The organism is Pseudomonas sp. ML2-2023-3, from assembly GCF_037055275.1.
Lineage (GTDB): Bacteria > Pseudomonadota > Gammaproteobacteria > Pseudomonadales > Pseudomonadaceae > Aquipseudomonas.
In genome coordinates this window covers 417,834-432,736 of sequence record NZ_CP146343.1, presented here as the reverse complement: position 1 = coordinate 432,736, position 14,903 = coordinate 417,834, and the positions used below count along the sequence as shown (strand labels likewise).

The 14,903-nt window shown below is 59.4% G+C and carries 14 protein-coding genes; 7 read left to right on the top strand and 7 right to left on the bottom strand.

Translation table 11 applies throughout. The features are described from left to right. Positions 1-74 precede the first annotated feature (74 nt). From V6P94_RS01845 to V6P94_RS01835, 3 genes are read right to left on the bottom strand one after another with little or no spacing between them, the layout of a single operon-like run. The gene (locus V6P94_RS01845) at positions 75-347 is read right to left on the bottom strand and encodes an oxidative damage protection protein (RefSeq protein WP_003438557.1); all 273 of its coding nucleotides are present in this window, start codon (positions 345-347) and stop codon (positions 75-77) included. Beyond that, entirely contained in the window at positions 344-1,411 is a 1,068-nt protein-coding gene (gene mutY, locus V6P94_RS01840) for an A/G-specific adenine glycosylase (RefSeq protein WP_133079115.1), read from the bottom strand. Before mutY ends, V6P94_RS01845 begins: the two co-directional genes overlap by 4 nt. After that, positions 1,408-3,621: an AsmA family protein gene (locus tag V6P94_RS01835; protein WP_219262555.1), complete on the bottom strand. Its 2,214-nt coding sequence runs from the start codon at positions 3,619-3,621 to the stop codon at positions 1,408-1,410. The genes mutY and V6P94_RS01835 overlap by 4 nt, the downstream gene beginning before the upstream one ends. A 296-nt stretch (positions 3,622-3,917) precedes the next feature. On the opposite strand from V6P94_RS01835, the gene V6P94_RS01830 reads away from it, so the two are divergent. From V6P94_RS01830 to V6P94_RS01800, 7 genes are all read left to right on the top strand, one after another. Continuing rightward, a complete protein-coding gene (locus V6P94_RS01830) occupies positions 3,918-5,579 on the top strand; it encodes an OFA family MFS transporter (RefSeq protein ID WP_338648951.1) in 1,662 nt (553 codons plus the stop codon). A 229-nt stretch (positions 5,580-5,808) separates the two neighbouring features. Next, positions 5,809-6,402 carry an imidazoleglycerol-phosphate dehydratase HisB gene (gene hisB, locus V6P94_RS01825; protein WP_016783108.1) on the top strand — a complete coding sequence of 198 codons (594 nt, stop codon included), beginning with the start codon at positions 5,809-5,811 and terminating at the stop codon, positions 6,400-6,402. Continuing rightward, positions 6,402-7,040, top strand: coding sequence for an imidazole glycerol phosphate synthase subunit HisH (gene hisH, locus V6P94_RS01820; protein WP_338648950.1), 639 nt, complete (start codon positions 6,402-6,404; stop codon positions 7,038-7,040). The genes hisB and hisH overlap by 1 nt, the downstream gene beginning before the upstream one ends. Beyond that, positions 7,040-7,297, top strand: coding sequence for a DUF2164 domain-containing protein (locus V6P94_RS01815; RefSeq protein ID WP_219262553.1), 258 nt, complete (start codon positions 7,040-7,042; stop codon positions 7,295-7,297). The genes hisH and V6P94_RS01815 overlap by 1 nt, the downstream gene beginning before the upstream one ends. Before the next feature lie 39 nt (positions 7,298-7,336). Beyond that, on the top strand, positions 7,337-8,074 hold the full coding sequence (gene hisA, locus V6P94_RS01810; RefSeq protein WP_133079119.1) for a 1-(5-phosphoribosyl)-5-[(5-phosphoribosylamino)methylideneamino]imidazole-4-carboxamide isomerase: 738 nt from the start codon (positions 7,337-7,339) through the stop codon (positions 8,072-8,074). Positions 8,075-8,084: 10 nt separating this feature from the next. After that, complete coding sequence (gene hisF / locus V6P94_RS01805) at positions 8,085-8,855, top strand: imidazole glycerol phosphate synthase subunit HisF (RefSeq protein ID WP_048400703.1); 771 nt, start codon at positions 8,085-8,087, stop codon at positions 8,853-8,855. 72 nt (positions 8,856-8,927) lie between these two features. Next, the gene (locus V6P94_RS01800; protein WP_219262551.1) at positions 8,928-9,683 is read left to right on the top strand and encodes an ABC transporter substrate-binding protein; all 756 of its coding nucleotides are present in this window, start codon (positions 8,928-8,930) and stop codon (positions 9,681-9,683) included. 30 nt (positions 9,684-9,713) lie between these two features. Here the strand turns inward: V6P94_RS01800 and V6P94_RS01795 are convergent, their stop codons facing one another. The 4 genes from V6P94_RS01795 to gpmI all read right to left on the bottom strand — a co-directional run bounded on the left by V6P94_RS01795 (position 9,714) and on the right by gpmI (position 14,872). Continuing rightward, on the bottom strand, positions 9,714-10,496 hold the full coding sequence (locus tag V6P94_RS01795; RefSeq protein ID WP_133079122.1) for a divergent polysaccharide deacetylase family protein: 783 nt from the start codon (positions 10,494-10,496) through the stop codon (positions 9,714-9,716). A 1-nt stretch (position 10,497) separates the two neighbouring features. Then, a complete protein-coding gene (locus tag V6P94_RS01790; protein WP_133079123.1) occupies positions 10,498-11,814 on the bottom strand; it encodes a S41 family peptidase in 1,317 nt (438 codons plus the stop codon). 35 nt (positions 11,815-11,849) lie between these two features. Next, positions 11,850-13,136, bottom strand: a complete 1,287-nt coding sequence (locus V6P94_RS01785; RefSeq protein ID WP_133079124.1) for a murein hydrolase activator EnvC — start codon at positions 13,134-13,136, stop codon at positions 11,850-11,852. A 203-nt stretch (positions 13,137-13,339) separates the two neighbouring features. Next, positions 13,340-14,872, bottom strand: a complete 1,533-nt coding sequence (gene gpmI / locus V6P94_RS01780) for a 2,3-bisphosphoglycerate-independent phosphoglycerate mutase (protein ID WP_338648946.1) — start codon at positions 14,870-14,872, stop codon at positions 13,340-13,342. Positions 14,873-14,903: the final 31 nt, after the last annotated feature.

The window sequence follows — 14,903 nt, the reverse complement described above, 5'->3', positions numbered from 1 at the left end:
AACCCGTCAAACATTTTTTGAAAAATATTTAATTATTACCGTCGCTTACGGACCGAGCCCCGTAAAACCGGGGGTTATTCGGTCGGCGGAACGTAGCCTTCAGCTTGTGCGTATTCTTCACCGCTGAAGAATTTATCCATCTCGCCCTGCAAATATTTTCGATCTTCAGCGTTCATCATGTTCAAGCGCTTTTCGTTGATCAGCAAAGTCTGGTGTTTTTGCCAGTCAGCCCAGGCCTTGGCCGAAACATGATCAAAAATGTCCTGGCCTTTGGCGCCCGGAAACGGAGCGCGCTCAAGGGCAGGCAGTTCTTCTTTGTACTTGCGGCAGATGATGGTGCGGGTCATGAGGACTCTCCAGCGTTCAATAGGTCGGCTGCGCGTTTGAGCAGCTTCTTGACCGGGGCAGCAAGGCCCAGGCGCGGCGGGGTGGCGAGGTTATACCAGAGCCAGTCGGCCTCGGCCACGTGATGGTCGGACTCCTTGACGTGGATCAGCCAGGGTTCGATGGCCAGTTGAAAATGGCTAAAGGTATGGGTAAGGCCCGCCAGTGGGTGCTGTGCGCCCAGGGTCAGTGAGTGTTGCAGTGCCAAATGCTCGATATCTTGAAGGTCATCGAGTTCGGGCAGGCTCCAAAGTCCCCCCCACAAACCGCTCGACGGGCGACGATAAAGCAGGATCGCCCCTTCGGCGTTCGCCAGCATCGGCATCAAGGTGCGCTTCAGCGGAACGGTTTTGCGCGGCTTGGGGATCGGGTAGCGCGTCTCAAGCCCCAGCAAGTGCGCTTGGCAGCCGCTTTCGAGCGGGCACAGCAAGCAACTCGGTTTGCTGCGGGTGCAGAGTGTGGCGCCCATGTCCATCATGGCCTGGGTGTAGGCGTTCACGCGATCGTGGGGGGTAAAACGCTCGGCGGTGGCCCACAGCTGTTTGGCGACCTTGGGCTCGCCGGGGTAGCCCTCTTGCGCCGTATAGCGCGCAAGCACCCGCTTGACGTTGCCGTCGAGGATCGGCGCCCGCAGGCCCATGCTCAGGCTGGCAATCGCTCCGGCGGTGGACAAGCCGATGCCTGGCAGTTCAACCAGCTTTTCAACGTCGCGGGGGAATTCGCCGCCATGTTCGGCGACAACGATTTTGGCGGTCTTTTGCAAGTTGCGCGCACGGGTGTAATAGCCAAGGCCGGTCCACAGGTGCAGCACTTCGTCTTCCGGGGCTGCAGCCAGTGCCTGGACCGTTGGCAATGAGGCCATGAAGCGGTCGAAGTAGTTCAGCACGGTGCTGACCTGGGTTTGCTGCAACATGATTTCCGAGACCCACACCCGATACGGCGTGATGCCCTGTTGCCAGGGCAGGTCATGGCGGCCGTGGTGGTCATACCAGTCCAGTACCGCCGTTGAAAATTGCTCGTTTCTCATCGGTTGAACAGCCCCTTGAGGGCGTTTTTGAGTTCAGGGCTGACTCTGTCACCGAGTTTTTCTTCAAGCTTTTCGCTGAGTTTGTTACCCGCCACTTTGGCCGCGACCTTGCCCAGGCCTTCTTTATCCAGGCGGCAAGCCTTGGCGCCCAGTTCCAGCGGGCCACGGCAGCGCAATGGCAGCTCGATGCCGACAAAGTTCTTGCCGACCTGGCAGGCTGGGTCCGGCATGGCGCGGGTGTCGCCTTCGATGATGATGCCGATGCGGTAGTCCATGCCCAGAACGCGCAGGTCAATGTCGCCATCGCCTTTTACGCTCAGGCCGGGCATGCGCACGACCATGTCCGGATTGCTGGCTACGCCGTTACGGAACACCAGGCTGCCCTTGAGCTCCTTGAACGGCGTGTCTTTGCCTAGCGGTGCGCCACTCAGGGTTTTGCGATTCAGGGTGGAGATGCCTTTGCACAATTGCTGTTCGAGGTTGGCATTGAGCAGTACGCCGTCATTGAGCACAAAGTTGGCCGTGCCGTTGAGGCTCGAAATCAGCGCGCTCTGGCTGTTGCCGCTGCCCGTGACGTTGCTGTTGAGGGTCAGCAGGCCGGTCACAGGTGGTTTTTGACCCTGGCTCTGCAGGATTTTTTCAACCGGGACATTGGTGATGCGGGTCTGCAGTTTGATCACCGGCAGTATCGGTTGTACGTCCAGGCTGCCGTTGGCTGCAAAGCTGCCTTTGTAGAGATTGCCGCTCAGGTTTTCGAGGGTCAGCACGCCAGCCTTGCTGTTGGCCTTGAGCGCGGCATTCTGGATGGGCAGTTTGCTGAGGGTCAGTTGGCCAAAACTGATGTCGGCATTGAGGTCCAGGGTCTTGAGGCGAGCCACTGGAATGATTTTGGTCGTGCTCCAACCGCTTTTGGTCGGCGCGTCCGGCAGGGGTGTATCGCCCGATGCGGCCAGTGCGTTGGCTTCGCCGCCCTGTACTTCAGTCTTGCGGGCGACACTGGCGCTATTGGCTTCGGCTGAGGGTGGCGGCATGTAGCGATCAGCGTCGAACGTGTCGCCTTTGAGCTGGATGCGAACGGCCTGTTTGGCGAAGTCCTCAATGGCGATGAGCCCGGTGAAGGTGCTGTCATCGACTTTCAGGTTGAGTTCGTCAAAGGTCACGCTGGTCGGCGTGCCTGACAGGCGGCTGACCAGTTCGACTTTGCTCAGGCTTTCGGGAGCCATCGCAGGCAGCGGGTGCCCGATGCTGTCGAGGAATCTGGCCAGGTCAAGCTGGGCGATGGACAGGCCGCCGCTGATTTGCGGGTTGTCGCTCAGGTTGTTGGCCTTGAGTTCACCCAAAGCCCGAAGTTGGTTGGCGGATAGCTTCAGGCTGCTCCATTCGGCGACGTTCGCCGCCAGATCAACCAGAATTTGCCCTTGCGCGGCGAACGTCATGGTTTTGCCTTGCAGCGGCTCACCGGAGGCTTCGCCCGTGACTTTCATGTCTTCAAACTGATAGCGCTTGAGTACGCGGTCAAAACGCAACTTGCCGTCGACTTCGGTCTTGACCCGCATCACGGGCTGGTTGGTGCCCAGGAAGGCGGTCAGTTTGACCGGGATGCTGGTGGCTTCGTGAACCGGGCCGGTGCTGAGCTGGATGCTCTCAGCGCTGAATTGTTTACCGCTTTGCTCGTCGTTGTACTCAACCCGTGCATTGTTCACGGTCAGGCTGTCGATATCGAGCTTGAGCGGCTGGCTGACGCTCTCGGGCTTGCTGGCCGGGGCGGGCTCAGTGCTGGCGGTTGCGGCGGTTTCAGGGGGCGTTGCTGGCTTGCCGATATCCTGCCAGTTGCCGTGACCGTCCTTGTTGCGGGTCAGGCGCAGGTTCAGGCCTTCGACACGCACATCGCTCATTTGCACTTCTTTGCGCAACAGCGGCAGCACACGCACGGACAAACCGAGCATTTGCAGATCGGCGAAAGGTTGGGCAGGCGCAGCCAGGGTTGCCACGGTGGCGTCGTGCAGCTCCAGACCAAGCCAGGGGAAGAGGCTCCAGCCGATGTCGCCATTGAGGGTTAGCTCAATGTGGGCTTTGTCACGGGCTATCTGGCGGATCTCGTCTTTATAGTCGTTGGGATCGAACAGATGGCTGAGGGCAAAGCCCAGGGCCACGATGATCAGCAACAATCCGAGAAGCACCAGACCCAGGATTTTGCCGAACGCTTTCATGGGCGAGTCCTTGTAAGTCTGTGTGAGAGTAAGTTTTAAATTCAGCCGCAGAGTATAGCGCCACGCGCCGGCCGACTGGGGGTGGATAGTGACGTATCTGGTAGGTGACTAAAGACCACATCAGGTTGGGCCTTTTCCTGCATTCAAATGTTAATCTTCGCCTGTTTTCCAGTATTTCTGCGGCGCATTGTCGCGCCTCGAACTTGGCCCGATAAAAGCGACTGTGTGCCGCAAGGCGCCAAAGTCAGGGGTTGAGCGTGTCTGGAAAACCACTTCATTACCTGGGGGAAATATCCATGAATACCAGCACCGCTGCGGGCAGTCCTGCTCCACAGCCTGCGTTCCTGTCCAAGGAGCGCATCATCGCCAGACCCGGCTTCAACCGCTGGCTGGTGCCGCCAGCCGCATTGGCCATCCACTTGTGCATCGGCATGGCCTATGGCTTTTCGGTGTTCTGGTTGCCGCTGTCCAAAGCCCTGGGCGTGACTGCGCCTGTGGCGTGTGCACCGGACATGAGTTTTATCGCACAAGTGTTTTCGTCGCAATGCGACTGGCCGATTTCGATGCTCGGCTGGATCTACACCCTGTTTTTCATCTTCCTCGGTTGCTCGGCAGCCGTATGGGGTGGCTGGCTTGAGCATGCCGGGCCGCGCAAGGCCGGTGTGGTGTCGGCGCTGTGCTGGTGTGGTGGCTTGCTGATTTCCGCGCTGGGGATTTATACCCACCAGATCTGGCTGATGTGGCTGGGTTCGGGGGTCATTGGCGGTATCGGCCTGGGGTTGGGCTATATCTCGCCGGTGTCGACGCTGATCAAGTGGTTTCCGGACAAGCGTGGCATGGCCACGGGCATGGCGATCATGGGGTTTGGGGGCGGTGCAATGGTGGGTGCTCCCCTGGCGGCAGCGCTGATGAACCATTTTGCCGGGCCTGACGGCGTGGGCGTGTGGCAGAGCTTCGTGGCAATGGCGGCGATCTACTTCGTGTTCATGATAGGCGGTGCCTTGTCGTACCGCGTTCCGCCCACCGGCTGGAAGCCTGAGGGCTGGAAAGCTCCCGCCAAAAAGGCGGCCAACGCGATGATCACCCAGCGCCATGTGCACGTCAGCGTGGCCTGGAAAACACCGCAGTTCGCCCTGGTGTGGCTGGTGCTGTGCCTGAACGTCTCGGCCGGTATCGGTATCCTGGGCATGGCTTCGCCATTGTTGCAGGAAGTATTCGCAGGCAAGTTGTTGGGCAATGACCTGACATTCAGCCAGCTGGATGCTGGGCAGTTGGCGCAAATTGCGGCGATTGCGGCGGGCTTCACCGGTTTGTTGAGCCTGTTCAACATTGGCGGGCGATTCTTCTGGGCCTCGTTCTCGGATTACCTGGGGCGCAAAAACACCTACTTTGTGTTCTTCGCACTGGGGTTTGCGCTGTACGCGATGATCCCGAACCTCGGTCATCTGGGTAACGTTTCGCTGTTTGTGGCAGCGTTCTGCATCATCTTGTCGATGTACGGCGGCGGTTTTGCCACGGTACCGGCGTATCTGGCAGACCTGTTCGGCACGCAAATGGTCGGCGCGATCCACGGACGCCTGCTGACGGCCTGGGCGGCCGCGGGCGTGCTGGGGCCGGTGTTGGTCAACTACCTGCGCGAGTATCAGCTGAGCATCGGGGTTGAGCGTGCGGCAGCGTATGACATCACCCTGTACATCCTCGCAGGGCTGCTGGTGCTGGGCTTTATCTGCAACTTGCTGGTGCGTCCGGTGGCAGACAAATACTTCATGACCGACGCTGAACTGGCTGCTGAGCAGGCGCTGGGCCATGACAAGGGTGCGGATGCCAGCACTTCGCTTGAGTGGAAAGCGGCACCGGGTAGCCAGCCATTGGTTATCGCGGCCTGGCTGGCCGTGGGCATTCCTTTGTTGTGGGGTGTTTGGGTGACGGTGCAGAAGACGGCGGTGTTGTTTAACTGATCCAGCGGCGCCTTTGTAGTCGCTGCCGAAGGCTGCGATAAGGCCCGAAGGGCCTTCCTGCAAGCTTGCAAGCGCGAGCCCTGCGGGCCCGATCGCAGCCTCCGGCAGCGACTACAAAATCTGCAGTGGCCGTCACTCCGTCACCCCGCATCACCCTTAATGTTTTTGTTTGCCAGACCCGTGCCTATAATGGCCACCTTTTTCGCCCAATGATTTTGCGGAGCTGGTGATGGCCGAACGTAAGGCGTCAGTCGAGCGCGATACTCTGGAAACCCAGATTAAAGCCTCGATCAACTTGGATGGTACCGGTAAGGCCCGATTTGATATCGGCGTTCCTTTTCTTGAGCACATGCTCGACCAGATCGCCCGACATGGGTTGATCGACCTGGACATCGAGTGCAAAGGCGACCTGCATATCGACGATCACCATACCGTCGAGGATGTTGGCATTACCCTGGGTAAAGCCTTCAGCGAAGCAGTCGGCGATAAAAAAGGCATGACTCGCTACGGTCACGCTTATGTCCCGCTGGATGAAGCGCTGTCACGTGTGGTCATCGACTTTTCCGGTCGTCCCGGCCTGCAAATGCATGTTCCTTACACCCGCGCCACCGTCGGCGGCTTCGACGTTGACCTGTTCCAGGAGTTCTTTCAGGGCTTCGTGAACCACGCCAACGTCAGCCTGCACATCGACAACCTGCGCGGCACCAACACCCACCACCAGATCGAAACGGTGTTCAAGGCTTTTGGCCGCGCGTTGCGCATGGCCGTTGCGCTGGATGAGCGCATGGCCGGGCAAATGCCTTCTACCAAGGGCGTGCTCTGATGCAGACAGTGGCGGTTATCGATTACGGCATGGGTAACTTGCACTCGGTGGCCAAGGCGCTGGAGCATGTGGGCGCCGGTCGAGTGCTGATTACCAGCGAAGCCAGCGTGATTCGCGAAGCCGACCGCGTGGTATTTCCGGGTGTGGGCGCGATTCGCGACTGCATGGCGGAAATCCGTCGCCTGGGTTTTGACTCGCTGGTGCGTGAAGTCAGCCAGGATCGTCCGTTCCTCGGCATTTGCGTGGGCATGCAAGCCTTGCTCGACAGCAGTGAAGAGAACGGCGGCGTTGACTGCATTGGCCTGTTCCCGGGTGCCGTGAAGTTCTTCGGCAAGGACCTGCACGAAGACGGCGAGCACCTCAAGGTGCCGCACATGGGCTGGAACGAGGTGCAACAAAAAGTGGATCACCCGCTGTGGCACGGTATCCCCGACCTGGCGCGTTTTTACTTTGTACACAGCTACTACATTGCGGCGGGCAATCCCCGCCAGGTAGTCGGTGGCGGGCATTACGGCGTCGATTTCGCCGCAGCGCTGGCTGAGGGCTCGCGCTTCGCGGTGCAGTTCCACCCGGAAAAAAGCCATACCCACGGCTTGCAGCTGCTGGAAAACTTCGCGGCCTGGGATGGTCGCTGGTAATGGCGCCTCGCAAAAAGCCGCCGATTCTCACGCTCACCCCCGAGCAAGAGAACGAAGCCAACAGCAAGATAAAACGCTTTATGGAAGACCGCTTCGAGCTGGACCTGGGTTCGTTCGAAGCGGCTGAAATCCTTGAGCTGTTCACCCGCGAAATCGCGCCGCATTACTACAATCGCGCGATTTTCGATGTGCAAACGCACCTCAAAGAGAGGTTCGAGAGCATCGAAAGCGACGTGTGGGCGCTCGAGAAGAACTGATTTCCGAGTCTCAGACTCCCGAATTTGAAGGTTTGCCACATGCTGATTATTCCTGCTATCGATCTTAAAGACGGTGCTTGTGTACGCCTGCGTCAGGGCCGTATGGAAGATTCCACGGTGTTCTCTGATGACCCGGTGGCCATGGCCGCCAAATGGGTAGAAGGCGGTTGCCGCCGTCTGCACCTGGTCGACCTGAACGGTGCGTTCGAAGGCCAGCCGGTCAACGGTGACGTGGTGACGGCCATTGCCCGCTTGTACCCGCAGTTGCCGATCCAGATCGGCGGCGGCATTCGCTCCCTGGAAACCATCGAGCACTACGTCAAGGCAGGCGTGAGCTACGTGATTCTGGGCACCAAGGCAGTCAAGAACCCTGAGTTCGTGGCCGAGGCGTGCCGTGCGTTCCCGGGCAAGATCATTGTCGGCATGGATGCCAAAGACGGCTTCGTGGCCACCGACGGCTGGGCTGAAGTCAGCACCGTGCAGGTCATCGACCTGGCCAAGCGTTTCGAAGCGGACGGCGTGTCGGCCATCGTTTATACCGACATCGCCAAAGACGGCATGATGCAGGGCTGTAACGTCAGCTATACCGCTGCATTGGCCGCTGCTACCAGCATCCCGGTCATCGCCTCGGGTGGTATTCACAATCTGGGTGATATCAAGGCCCTGATGGATGCCAAGGCTCCGGGCATCGTGGGCGCCATTACGGGTCGTGCAATCTATGAAGGCACGCTGGATGTGGCTGAGGCGCAAGCCTTCTGCGACAGCTACAAGGCCTGAGGAGAGACCCATGGCGCTGGCCAAACGCATCATCCCTTGCCTGGACGTGGATAACGGCCGGGTTGTAAAGGGCGTCAAGTTCGAGAACATTCGCGATGCTGGCGACCCGGTAGAAATCGCCCGTCGCTACGACGAGCAGGGTGCTGACGAGATTACCTTTCTCGACATCACCGCCAGCGTCGATGGCCGCGACACCACGCTGCATACCGTTGAGCGCATGGCCAGCCAGGTGTTCATTCCGCTGACCGTGGGCGGTGGCGTGCGCTGCATCCAGGACATTCGCAACCTGCTCAATGCCGGTGCGGACAAAGTCTCGATCAATACCGCTGCGGTGTTCAACCCGGAGTTTGTGGGCGAAGCGGCGCAGCATTTTGGTTCGCAATGCATTGTGGTCGCGATTGATGCGAAGAAAGTCTCTCAGCCGGGCGAAACCCCGCGCTGGGAAATCTTCACCCATGGCGGGCGCAAGCCTACCGGGCTCGATGCAGTCGAATGGGCCATGAAGATGGAAGGCCTGGGCGCTGGCGAGATCCTGCTGACCAGCATGGACCAGGACGGCATGAAAAACGGTTTTGACCTGGGCGTGACACGTGCCATCAGTGATGCGCTGGGTATTCCGGTGATCGCCTCGGGCGGCGTTGGCAACCTGCAGCATCTGGCCGACGGCATCCTTGAAGGTCACGCCAGTGCGGTGCTGGCGGCGAGTATTTTCCACTTTGGTGAATACACGGTGCCAGAGGCCAAGGCATACATGGCCGAGCGCGGGATCGTGGTTCGCTAAACCCAAAGGCTACTGGACAGCATGGCGTGCCCACGGCACTCTTGAGCACGCCATGGATTTAGGTCGCCAGTCATGTTTAAACGCTTTTTGCTCGTTCTCGCCGGTTCCACCCTGTGGCTGGCGAGTACCGCTTCTGCGGTTGATGCGTCGCATTCTTCGATCGTGCTGCTGACTGAAAACTTCCCGCCGTACAACATGGCAAAAAACGGCAAAAACTTTGCGCAAAACGAAAATATTGAAGGCATCGCCGTCGATATTCTGCGTGAAACCTTCAAACGTGCCGGTATCCCCTACAGCATGACCCTGCGTTTCCCTTGGGAGCGTATCTACCACCTTGCCCTCGAAAACCCCGGATACGGCGTGTTTGTCGCAGCCCGCGTGCCCGAGCGTGAACAGCTCTTCAAGTGGGTCGGCCCGCTTGGCCCGGATGACTGGGTGTTGCTGGCGCGAGGGGACAGCCCGATTACCCTGACCTCGCTTGAGCAGGCTCGCCAGTACAGAGTGGGTGCTTACAAAGGTGACGCCATTGCCTTGTCCCTTGAGAAGCAGGGGTTGGCGCCGGTGATTGTGTTGCGCGATCAGGACAACGCCAAAAAGCTGCAGGCCGGGCAAATCGACCTGTGGGCCACAGGTGCTCCGGCAGGGCAATTCCTGGCGCGTCAGGTAGGCATTTCAGGGTTCAAGACGGTGTTGCGCTTCAATCAGGCCGAGCTGTTTCTGGCGTTGAACAAAGATGTGCCGGACGAGGTGGTGAGCAAGCTGCAGAAGGCGCTGGATGAGTTAAGGGCTGAAGGCGTGGTTGAGAAGATCCGCGCCAACTACCTGTAACGAAGATCCCCATCACTGTGGGAGCAAGCTTCAGCGATAAACCCCGTCCTTCCCGTGCCCGGCCATGGCCTTGTTGCTGCGTACGCCGATCATTTGCCGGATGTCGATCCAGTCAATTCCCTGGGCCTTGAGCTTGGGCAGTTCACGTTCAAGCACGGCAAGGGTTTGCGGATAAGGGTGGCCGATCATCACCGCCGAGCCTTGTTTGTGGGCCAGTTTGATGGCGGTTTCCAGTTGCGTGGTGATGGCTTGCTCGGTACGTACATCATCGAGAAAAACATCACGGGACACGCTGGCCAGCCCGATTTTCTGCGCCTCGGCTGCCGCAACGGTCTGCGCGCTGGTGCGACTGTCGACAAAGAATTTGTGGCGTTGCTGCAAGTTGCCCATCAGCCAGGCCATCGCTTGCGGCTGTGAGGTCATGCGGCTGCCCATGTGGTTGTTGATGCCACTGGTGTAGGGCACGGCCTTGAACGCGGCGTTGAGGCGTCTTTCAAGTTCGTCGACAGGCAGGTCCGGGTGCCAGGCAAAGGGCCCGGTGGCCGGGTCCATTGGCATGTGCAAAATGACGATCTTGCCGGCCTTGTAGGCCTCGCGGGCAAATTCTGCTGCATGGGGGGTGTCAGGCATCACGGCCGCAGTGACCGGGCCGGGCAAGGCCAGCACGCGGCGATCACGTGGCAGGTTTTGCCCCAGGTCATCGATGATCAGGCTCAGGTAAGCCTTGTGCGGCGCGGCTTGCTGGCTGGCCGGTGTCCCATGTGCGACGCCGGCCAGGCAGCAGAGCAGGGCGAAAGCTAGAGAAAGACGCACCTCAATTGCCGCGTGTAATGCTCAAACCCTTGAGCAGGCTCAGAGCCTGGCTCAGCTGGAAGTCATCATCCTGCGGCATTGGCTTGGCTTTGGGGTTGGAGCCGGACGGTTTGTCGGCGCCGCCATTGCCATTGCCAAGGTGACCTTGCAGGTCGGCTTCCTTGTAGTACTCGGTGTCTTGTTCACGAGTGATCTTGGCGCGGCTGACTTCAATGTCCGGGACAATGCCCTGGGCCTGGATCGAGCGTCCGTTCGGGGTGAAGTACAGCGCCGTGGTGATTTTCAGCGCGCGGTCGTTGTTCAGTGGCAGTACGGTTTGCACCGAGCCTTTACCGAAGCTGGTGGTGCCCATGACCACGCCGCGTTTCTGATCTTGCAGGGCGCCGGCGACGATTTCCGATGCCGAAGCGCTGCCGCCGTTGATCAACACCACCAATGGAACGCCTTCGCTCAGGTCCTTGCCGGTGGCCGAGAAGCGCAGCTCCGAGTTCGCGATGCGGCCCTTGGTATAGACGATCAGGCCTTTGGTGATGAAATGATCGACCACTTCAACCGCCGATTGCAGCACGCCACCCGGGTTGTTGCGCAGGTCGAGGATGATGCCCTTGAGTCGCTTGTTGCCGTTTTCCCTGCGCAGTTTGGACAGCGCCGAGGCCACTTCTTCGCCGGTCTTGACCTGGAACTGGGTGATACGGATGTAGCCGTAACCGTCTTCCAGCAGTTGGGCCTTGACGCTCTTGACCTGGATATTGGCCCGGGTCAGGGTCACGTCAAACGGCGTGCCGCCATTGCGCACCAGGGTCAGGGTGATTTTCTGACCGATCTTGCCGCGCATTTTATCAACGGCTTCGGTCATGCTCAGGCCGCGTGTGGGCTGGCCATTGATCTTGACGATAAAGTCGCCCGCCTGAATGCCGGCCTTGCTGGCAGGGGTGTCGTCGATCGGAGAGACGATCTTGATGTTGCCGTCTTCGGTGCCGACTTCGATGCCCAGCCCGCCGAATTCGCCGCTGGTGCTTTCCTGCAGTTCGGCGAAATCTTCGGGGCCAAGGTACGCAGAGTGCGGGTCAAGGTTGCTGAGCATGCCTTTGATGGCATTCTCCAGCAGGGTTTTGTCGTCCACCGGCTCAACATATGCAGCCTTGATCCGATCCATGACCTCGGCAAATGTACGCAGCTCCTCCAGAGGCAGAGGCGCCTTGGTGCTGGCAGCGGCGCCGGCTGGCGCGATGGTTGGCTCGGCAGCAAATGCCATTGGCGAGCCGATCACCAGAGCGATCGTCAGGGCCAGCGAGTTGAGGCGGGACAAATGCGGCATGTTGAGCGAACTCCTACGTATTAAAGGTGATGGACTCATCCCTGAGTGCGACACCATTGTGCAGGGTCGCTTGGGCGGCCCTGCTGACGAATAGCGAAATACAGTGCTGGTGTGGCTTGCCCGCCGCTGTTGCCCACGGTGGAGATCACTTCGCCAGCTTTAACGATGTCTCCGGCAGACTTGAGCAGCGTCTGATTGTGGCCGTACAGGCTTAAGTAACCATTACCGTGGTCCAGAATGACCAGCTGGCCTGCGCCGCGCAGCCAGTCGGCAAACACCACGCGACCACCGTGTACCGCGTGTACCTGGCTGCCGGCATTGGCGCTGATCATCACGCCGTCCCACTTGGTGCGCGAATCATCGCCACGGGTTTCACCGAAGCGTGCCAGCAATCGACCATCAACTGGCCATGGAAGTTTGCCCCGGGCCTGAGAAAAAACACCGCCGTAGGAAGCACCGGCACTGGACACCAATGCGCCCGGTGTTGACTGGACCGGTTTGCGCGGGGCGTCGGTGACCACCGATTCAGCCTCGCGCTGGCGTTTCTTCTCGGCTTCCTGCTGGGCGATCAAGGCTTTTTGTCGCGCCTGTTCGGCTTCGCGGGCCTGACGGGCGAGGGTTTCCTCGATGGTCTTGAGGACTTTAGCCAGATCGGCCTGATCCTGCTCGCGTGCCTGCAGTTTTTGATCGCGGTCTTTTACGTCGGTATTGAGCTTGGCCAGAACTTGCTGGCGCTCTGCGCGGACTTTGTCGAGTTCGGCACGCTGGGTGTCCAGGCTGCTTTTCTGAGTCAGCAACTGAGCCTGTTGCAGATTGATATCGGCTTCGACATTGGCCAGTTGGCGCAGGGTTTCGTTGAAACCCTTGAGCTGCTCCAGGCGGGCCTGGCTCAGGTAATCGTAATAGGTGAGGGTTCGGGCGAACTTCTCGGGGTTTTGCTGGTTGAGCAGCATTTTCAGGTATTCCTGACGCCCGCCCTGATAGGCGGCGCGGGCCTGAATGGCGATCAGGCGTTGCTGTTCAAGTTTTGCGCTGTGGAGTTTTTTTTTCTCGCTATCTAGGCGCAGCAGCTCGCCTTCACTCTTTTTTAGTTCTTGTTGCAGGGTTTCTACCTGCTTCTCCAGCTTGCCGATTTCGGTTTCGGTGCCGCGCAGGTCTTTCTGCACGCCGGATTTTTCTTCCTGGAGCTTGCCCAGGAGCTTTTTCAGCTCGCTGATATCCTGACGCGTGGCGTCAAGCTGCTGTTGGGTTTGCGCGCGCTCGTCGGCAAACGCCGGTTGGAGCAGGCATGCGAGGGTCAGGGCTATAAGGGCGCGAAGCATGGGGCGGGCGACACCTGGGGAACGGGACGGCCTAGTATGCCCGCCCTCGTCACCTATAAGAAATGGATGAAGGTGAAATTGTTGTAGTCGCTGCCGAAGGTTGCGAAGGGGTGCGTAGCAGCCCGTTTTAACAAAGCTCACGCTATCCCTTCATAGGGCCTCAGCCTTTATCGCAGCCTGCGGCAGCGACTACAGGGTTTACATTAGTCGACCAGAATCGATTTGCCGGTCATCTCTTCAGGCTGTGGCAGGCCCAGCAGTTTGAGCATGGTTGGTGCCACGTCGGCCAGCACGCCGCCTTCGCGAACCTTGAGCGCGCGCTTGCCGACGTAGATGAACGGGACAGGCTCGCAGGTGTGTGCGGTGTGAGCCTGGCCGGTGGTGTCATCTGACATCTGCTCCACGTTGCCGTGGTCAGCCGTGATCAGGGCTTCGCCGCCGACTTTGTCCAGGGCCTGGACAATCCGGCCCACGCAGGCATCCAGGCACTCAACCGCTTTGACGGCTGCGTCGAAGACACCGCTGTGGCCGACCATGTCGCCGTTGGCGTAGTTGACTACGATCACGTCATAACGCTGGTTCTTGATGGCATCGACGATGTGGTCGGTGACTTCGGGAGCGCTCATTTCAGGCTGCAGGTCGTAGGTGGCGACTTTTGGGGATGGCACCAGAATCCGCTCTTCACCCGGGAACGGCTCTTCACGCCCGCCCGAAAAGAAGAAAGTGACGTGGGCGTATTTTTCGGTTTCGGCAATGCGCAGCTGGGTTTTGCCGTTTTTGGCCAGGTAATCGCCGAGTACGTTTTCCAGGCTGCCGGGGGCAAATGCGCTTGGCGCCGGGATGCTGGCCGCGTATTGGGTCAGCATCACAAAGCCGGCCAGTTTTGGCTGGCGGGCGCGCTCGAACGCGTTGAAGTCGTCTTCAACGAATACGCGGGTCAGTTCCCGGGCGCGGTCGGCACGGAAATTCATGAAGACCACGGCGTCGCCGTCTTCAACCTTCACCGGCTCGCCGAGGGTGGTGGCTTTGACGAACTCGTCGCTTTCACCTCGGGCGTAAGCGGCGTCCAGACCTTCCTGGGCGGTAGCGGCGTTGAACTCGCCCTTGCCGTCGACGATCAGGTTGTAGGCCTGCTCTACGCGGTCCCAGCGATTGTCGCGGTCCATGGCGAAGTAACGGCCAATCAGACTGGCGATACGGCCTTTACCCAGATCCTTGAAGGCTTCGTCCAGCAGCTCGATGGACGACGAAGCGCTTTTTGGCGGTGTGTCGCGGCCATCGAGGAAGGCGTGCAGGTAGATTTTTTCGGCGCCGCGTTTAAACGCCAGCTCGGCCATCGCGATCAGGTGGTCCTGATGGCTGTGAACGCCGCCATCCGACAACAGACCCAGAATATGCACGGCCTTGCCTGCGGCCACAGCCTTGTCGACGGCGGCGCAAAGGGTCGGATTTTCAAAAAACTCGCCGTCACGGATCGATTTGGTGACGCGGGTGAAATCCTGATATACCACGCGGCCGGCGCCCAGGTTCATGTGGCCGACCTCGGAGTTGCCCATCTGGCCGTCTGGCAGACCGACATCCATGCCTGAACCTGAGATCAGGCCGTTCGGCATGCTCGCGCAAAGACGATCCAGCACCGGTTTCTTGGCCGAATAAACGGCGTTGTATTCGTGACTTTCACTGTGACCGAAGCCATCCAGGATGATCAGGACCAAAGGTTTAGGCGTGGTAGTCATAGATCCCACTCGTGGCTGGTTTATAAGAAGG

Bases quoted from the DNA above. Each gene is read 5' to 3' on its own strand.
- hisH (WP_338648950.1), top strand. From the start codon at position 6,402: ATGCAGACAGTGGCGGTTATCGATTACGGCATGGGTAACTTGCACTCG.
- mutY (WP_133079115.1), bottom strand. From the start codon at position 1,411: ATGAGAAACGAGCAATTTTCAACGGCGGTACTGGACTGGTATGACCAC.
- V6P94_RS01815 (WP_219262553.1), top strand. From the start codon at position 7,040: ATGGCGCCTCGCAAAAAGCCGCCGATTCTCACGCTCACCCCCGAGCAA.
- hisA (WP_133079119.1), top strand. From the start codon at position 7,337: ATGCTGATTATTCCTGCTATCGATCTTAAAGACGGTGCTTGTGTACGC.
- hisB (WP_016783108.1), top strand. From the start codon at position 5,809: ATGGCCGAACGTAAGGCGTCAGTCGAGCGCGATACTCTGGAAACCCAG.
- V6P94_RS01785 (WP_133079124.1), bottom strand. From the start codon at position 13,136: ATGCTTCGCGCCCTTATAGCCCTGACCCTCGCATGCCTGCTCCAACCG.
- V6P94_RS01835 (WP_219262555.1), bottom strand. From the start codon at position 3,621: ATGAAAGCGTTCGGCAAAATCCTGGGTCTGGTGCTTCTCGGATTGTTG.
- V6P94_RS01845 (WP_003438557.1), bottom strand. From the start codon at position 347: ATGACCCGCACCATCATCTGCCGCAAGTACAAAGAAGAACTGCCTGCC.
- V6P94_RS01790 (WP_133079123.1), bottom strand. From the start codon at position 11,814: ATGCCGCATTTGTCCCGCCTCAACTCGCTGGCCCTGACGATCGCTCTG.
- V6P94_RS01830 (WP_338648951.1), top strand. From the start codon at position 3,918: ATGAATACCAGCACCGCTGCGGGCAGTCCTGCTCCACAGCCTGCGTTC.
- gpmI (WP_338648946.1), bottom strand. From the start codon at position 14,872: ATGACTACCACGCCTAAACCTTTGGTCCTGATCATCCTGGATGGCTTC.
- V6P94_RS01800 (WP_219262551.1), top strand. From the start codon at position 8,928: ATGTTTAAACGCTTTTTGCTCGTTCTCGCCGGTTCCACCCTGTGGCTG.
- hisF (WP_048400703.1), top strand. From the start codon at position 8,085: ATGGCGCTGGCCAAACGCATCATCCCTTGCCTGGACGTGGATAACGGC.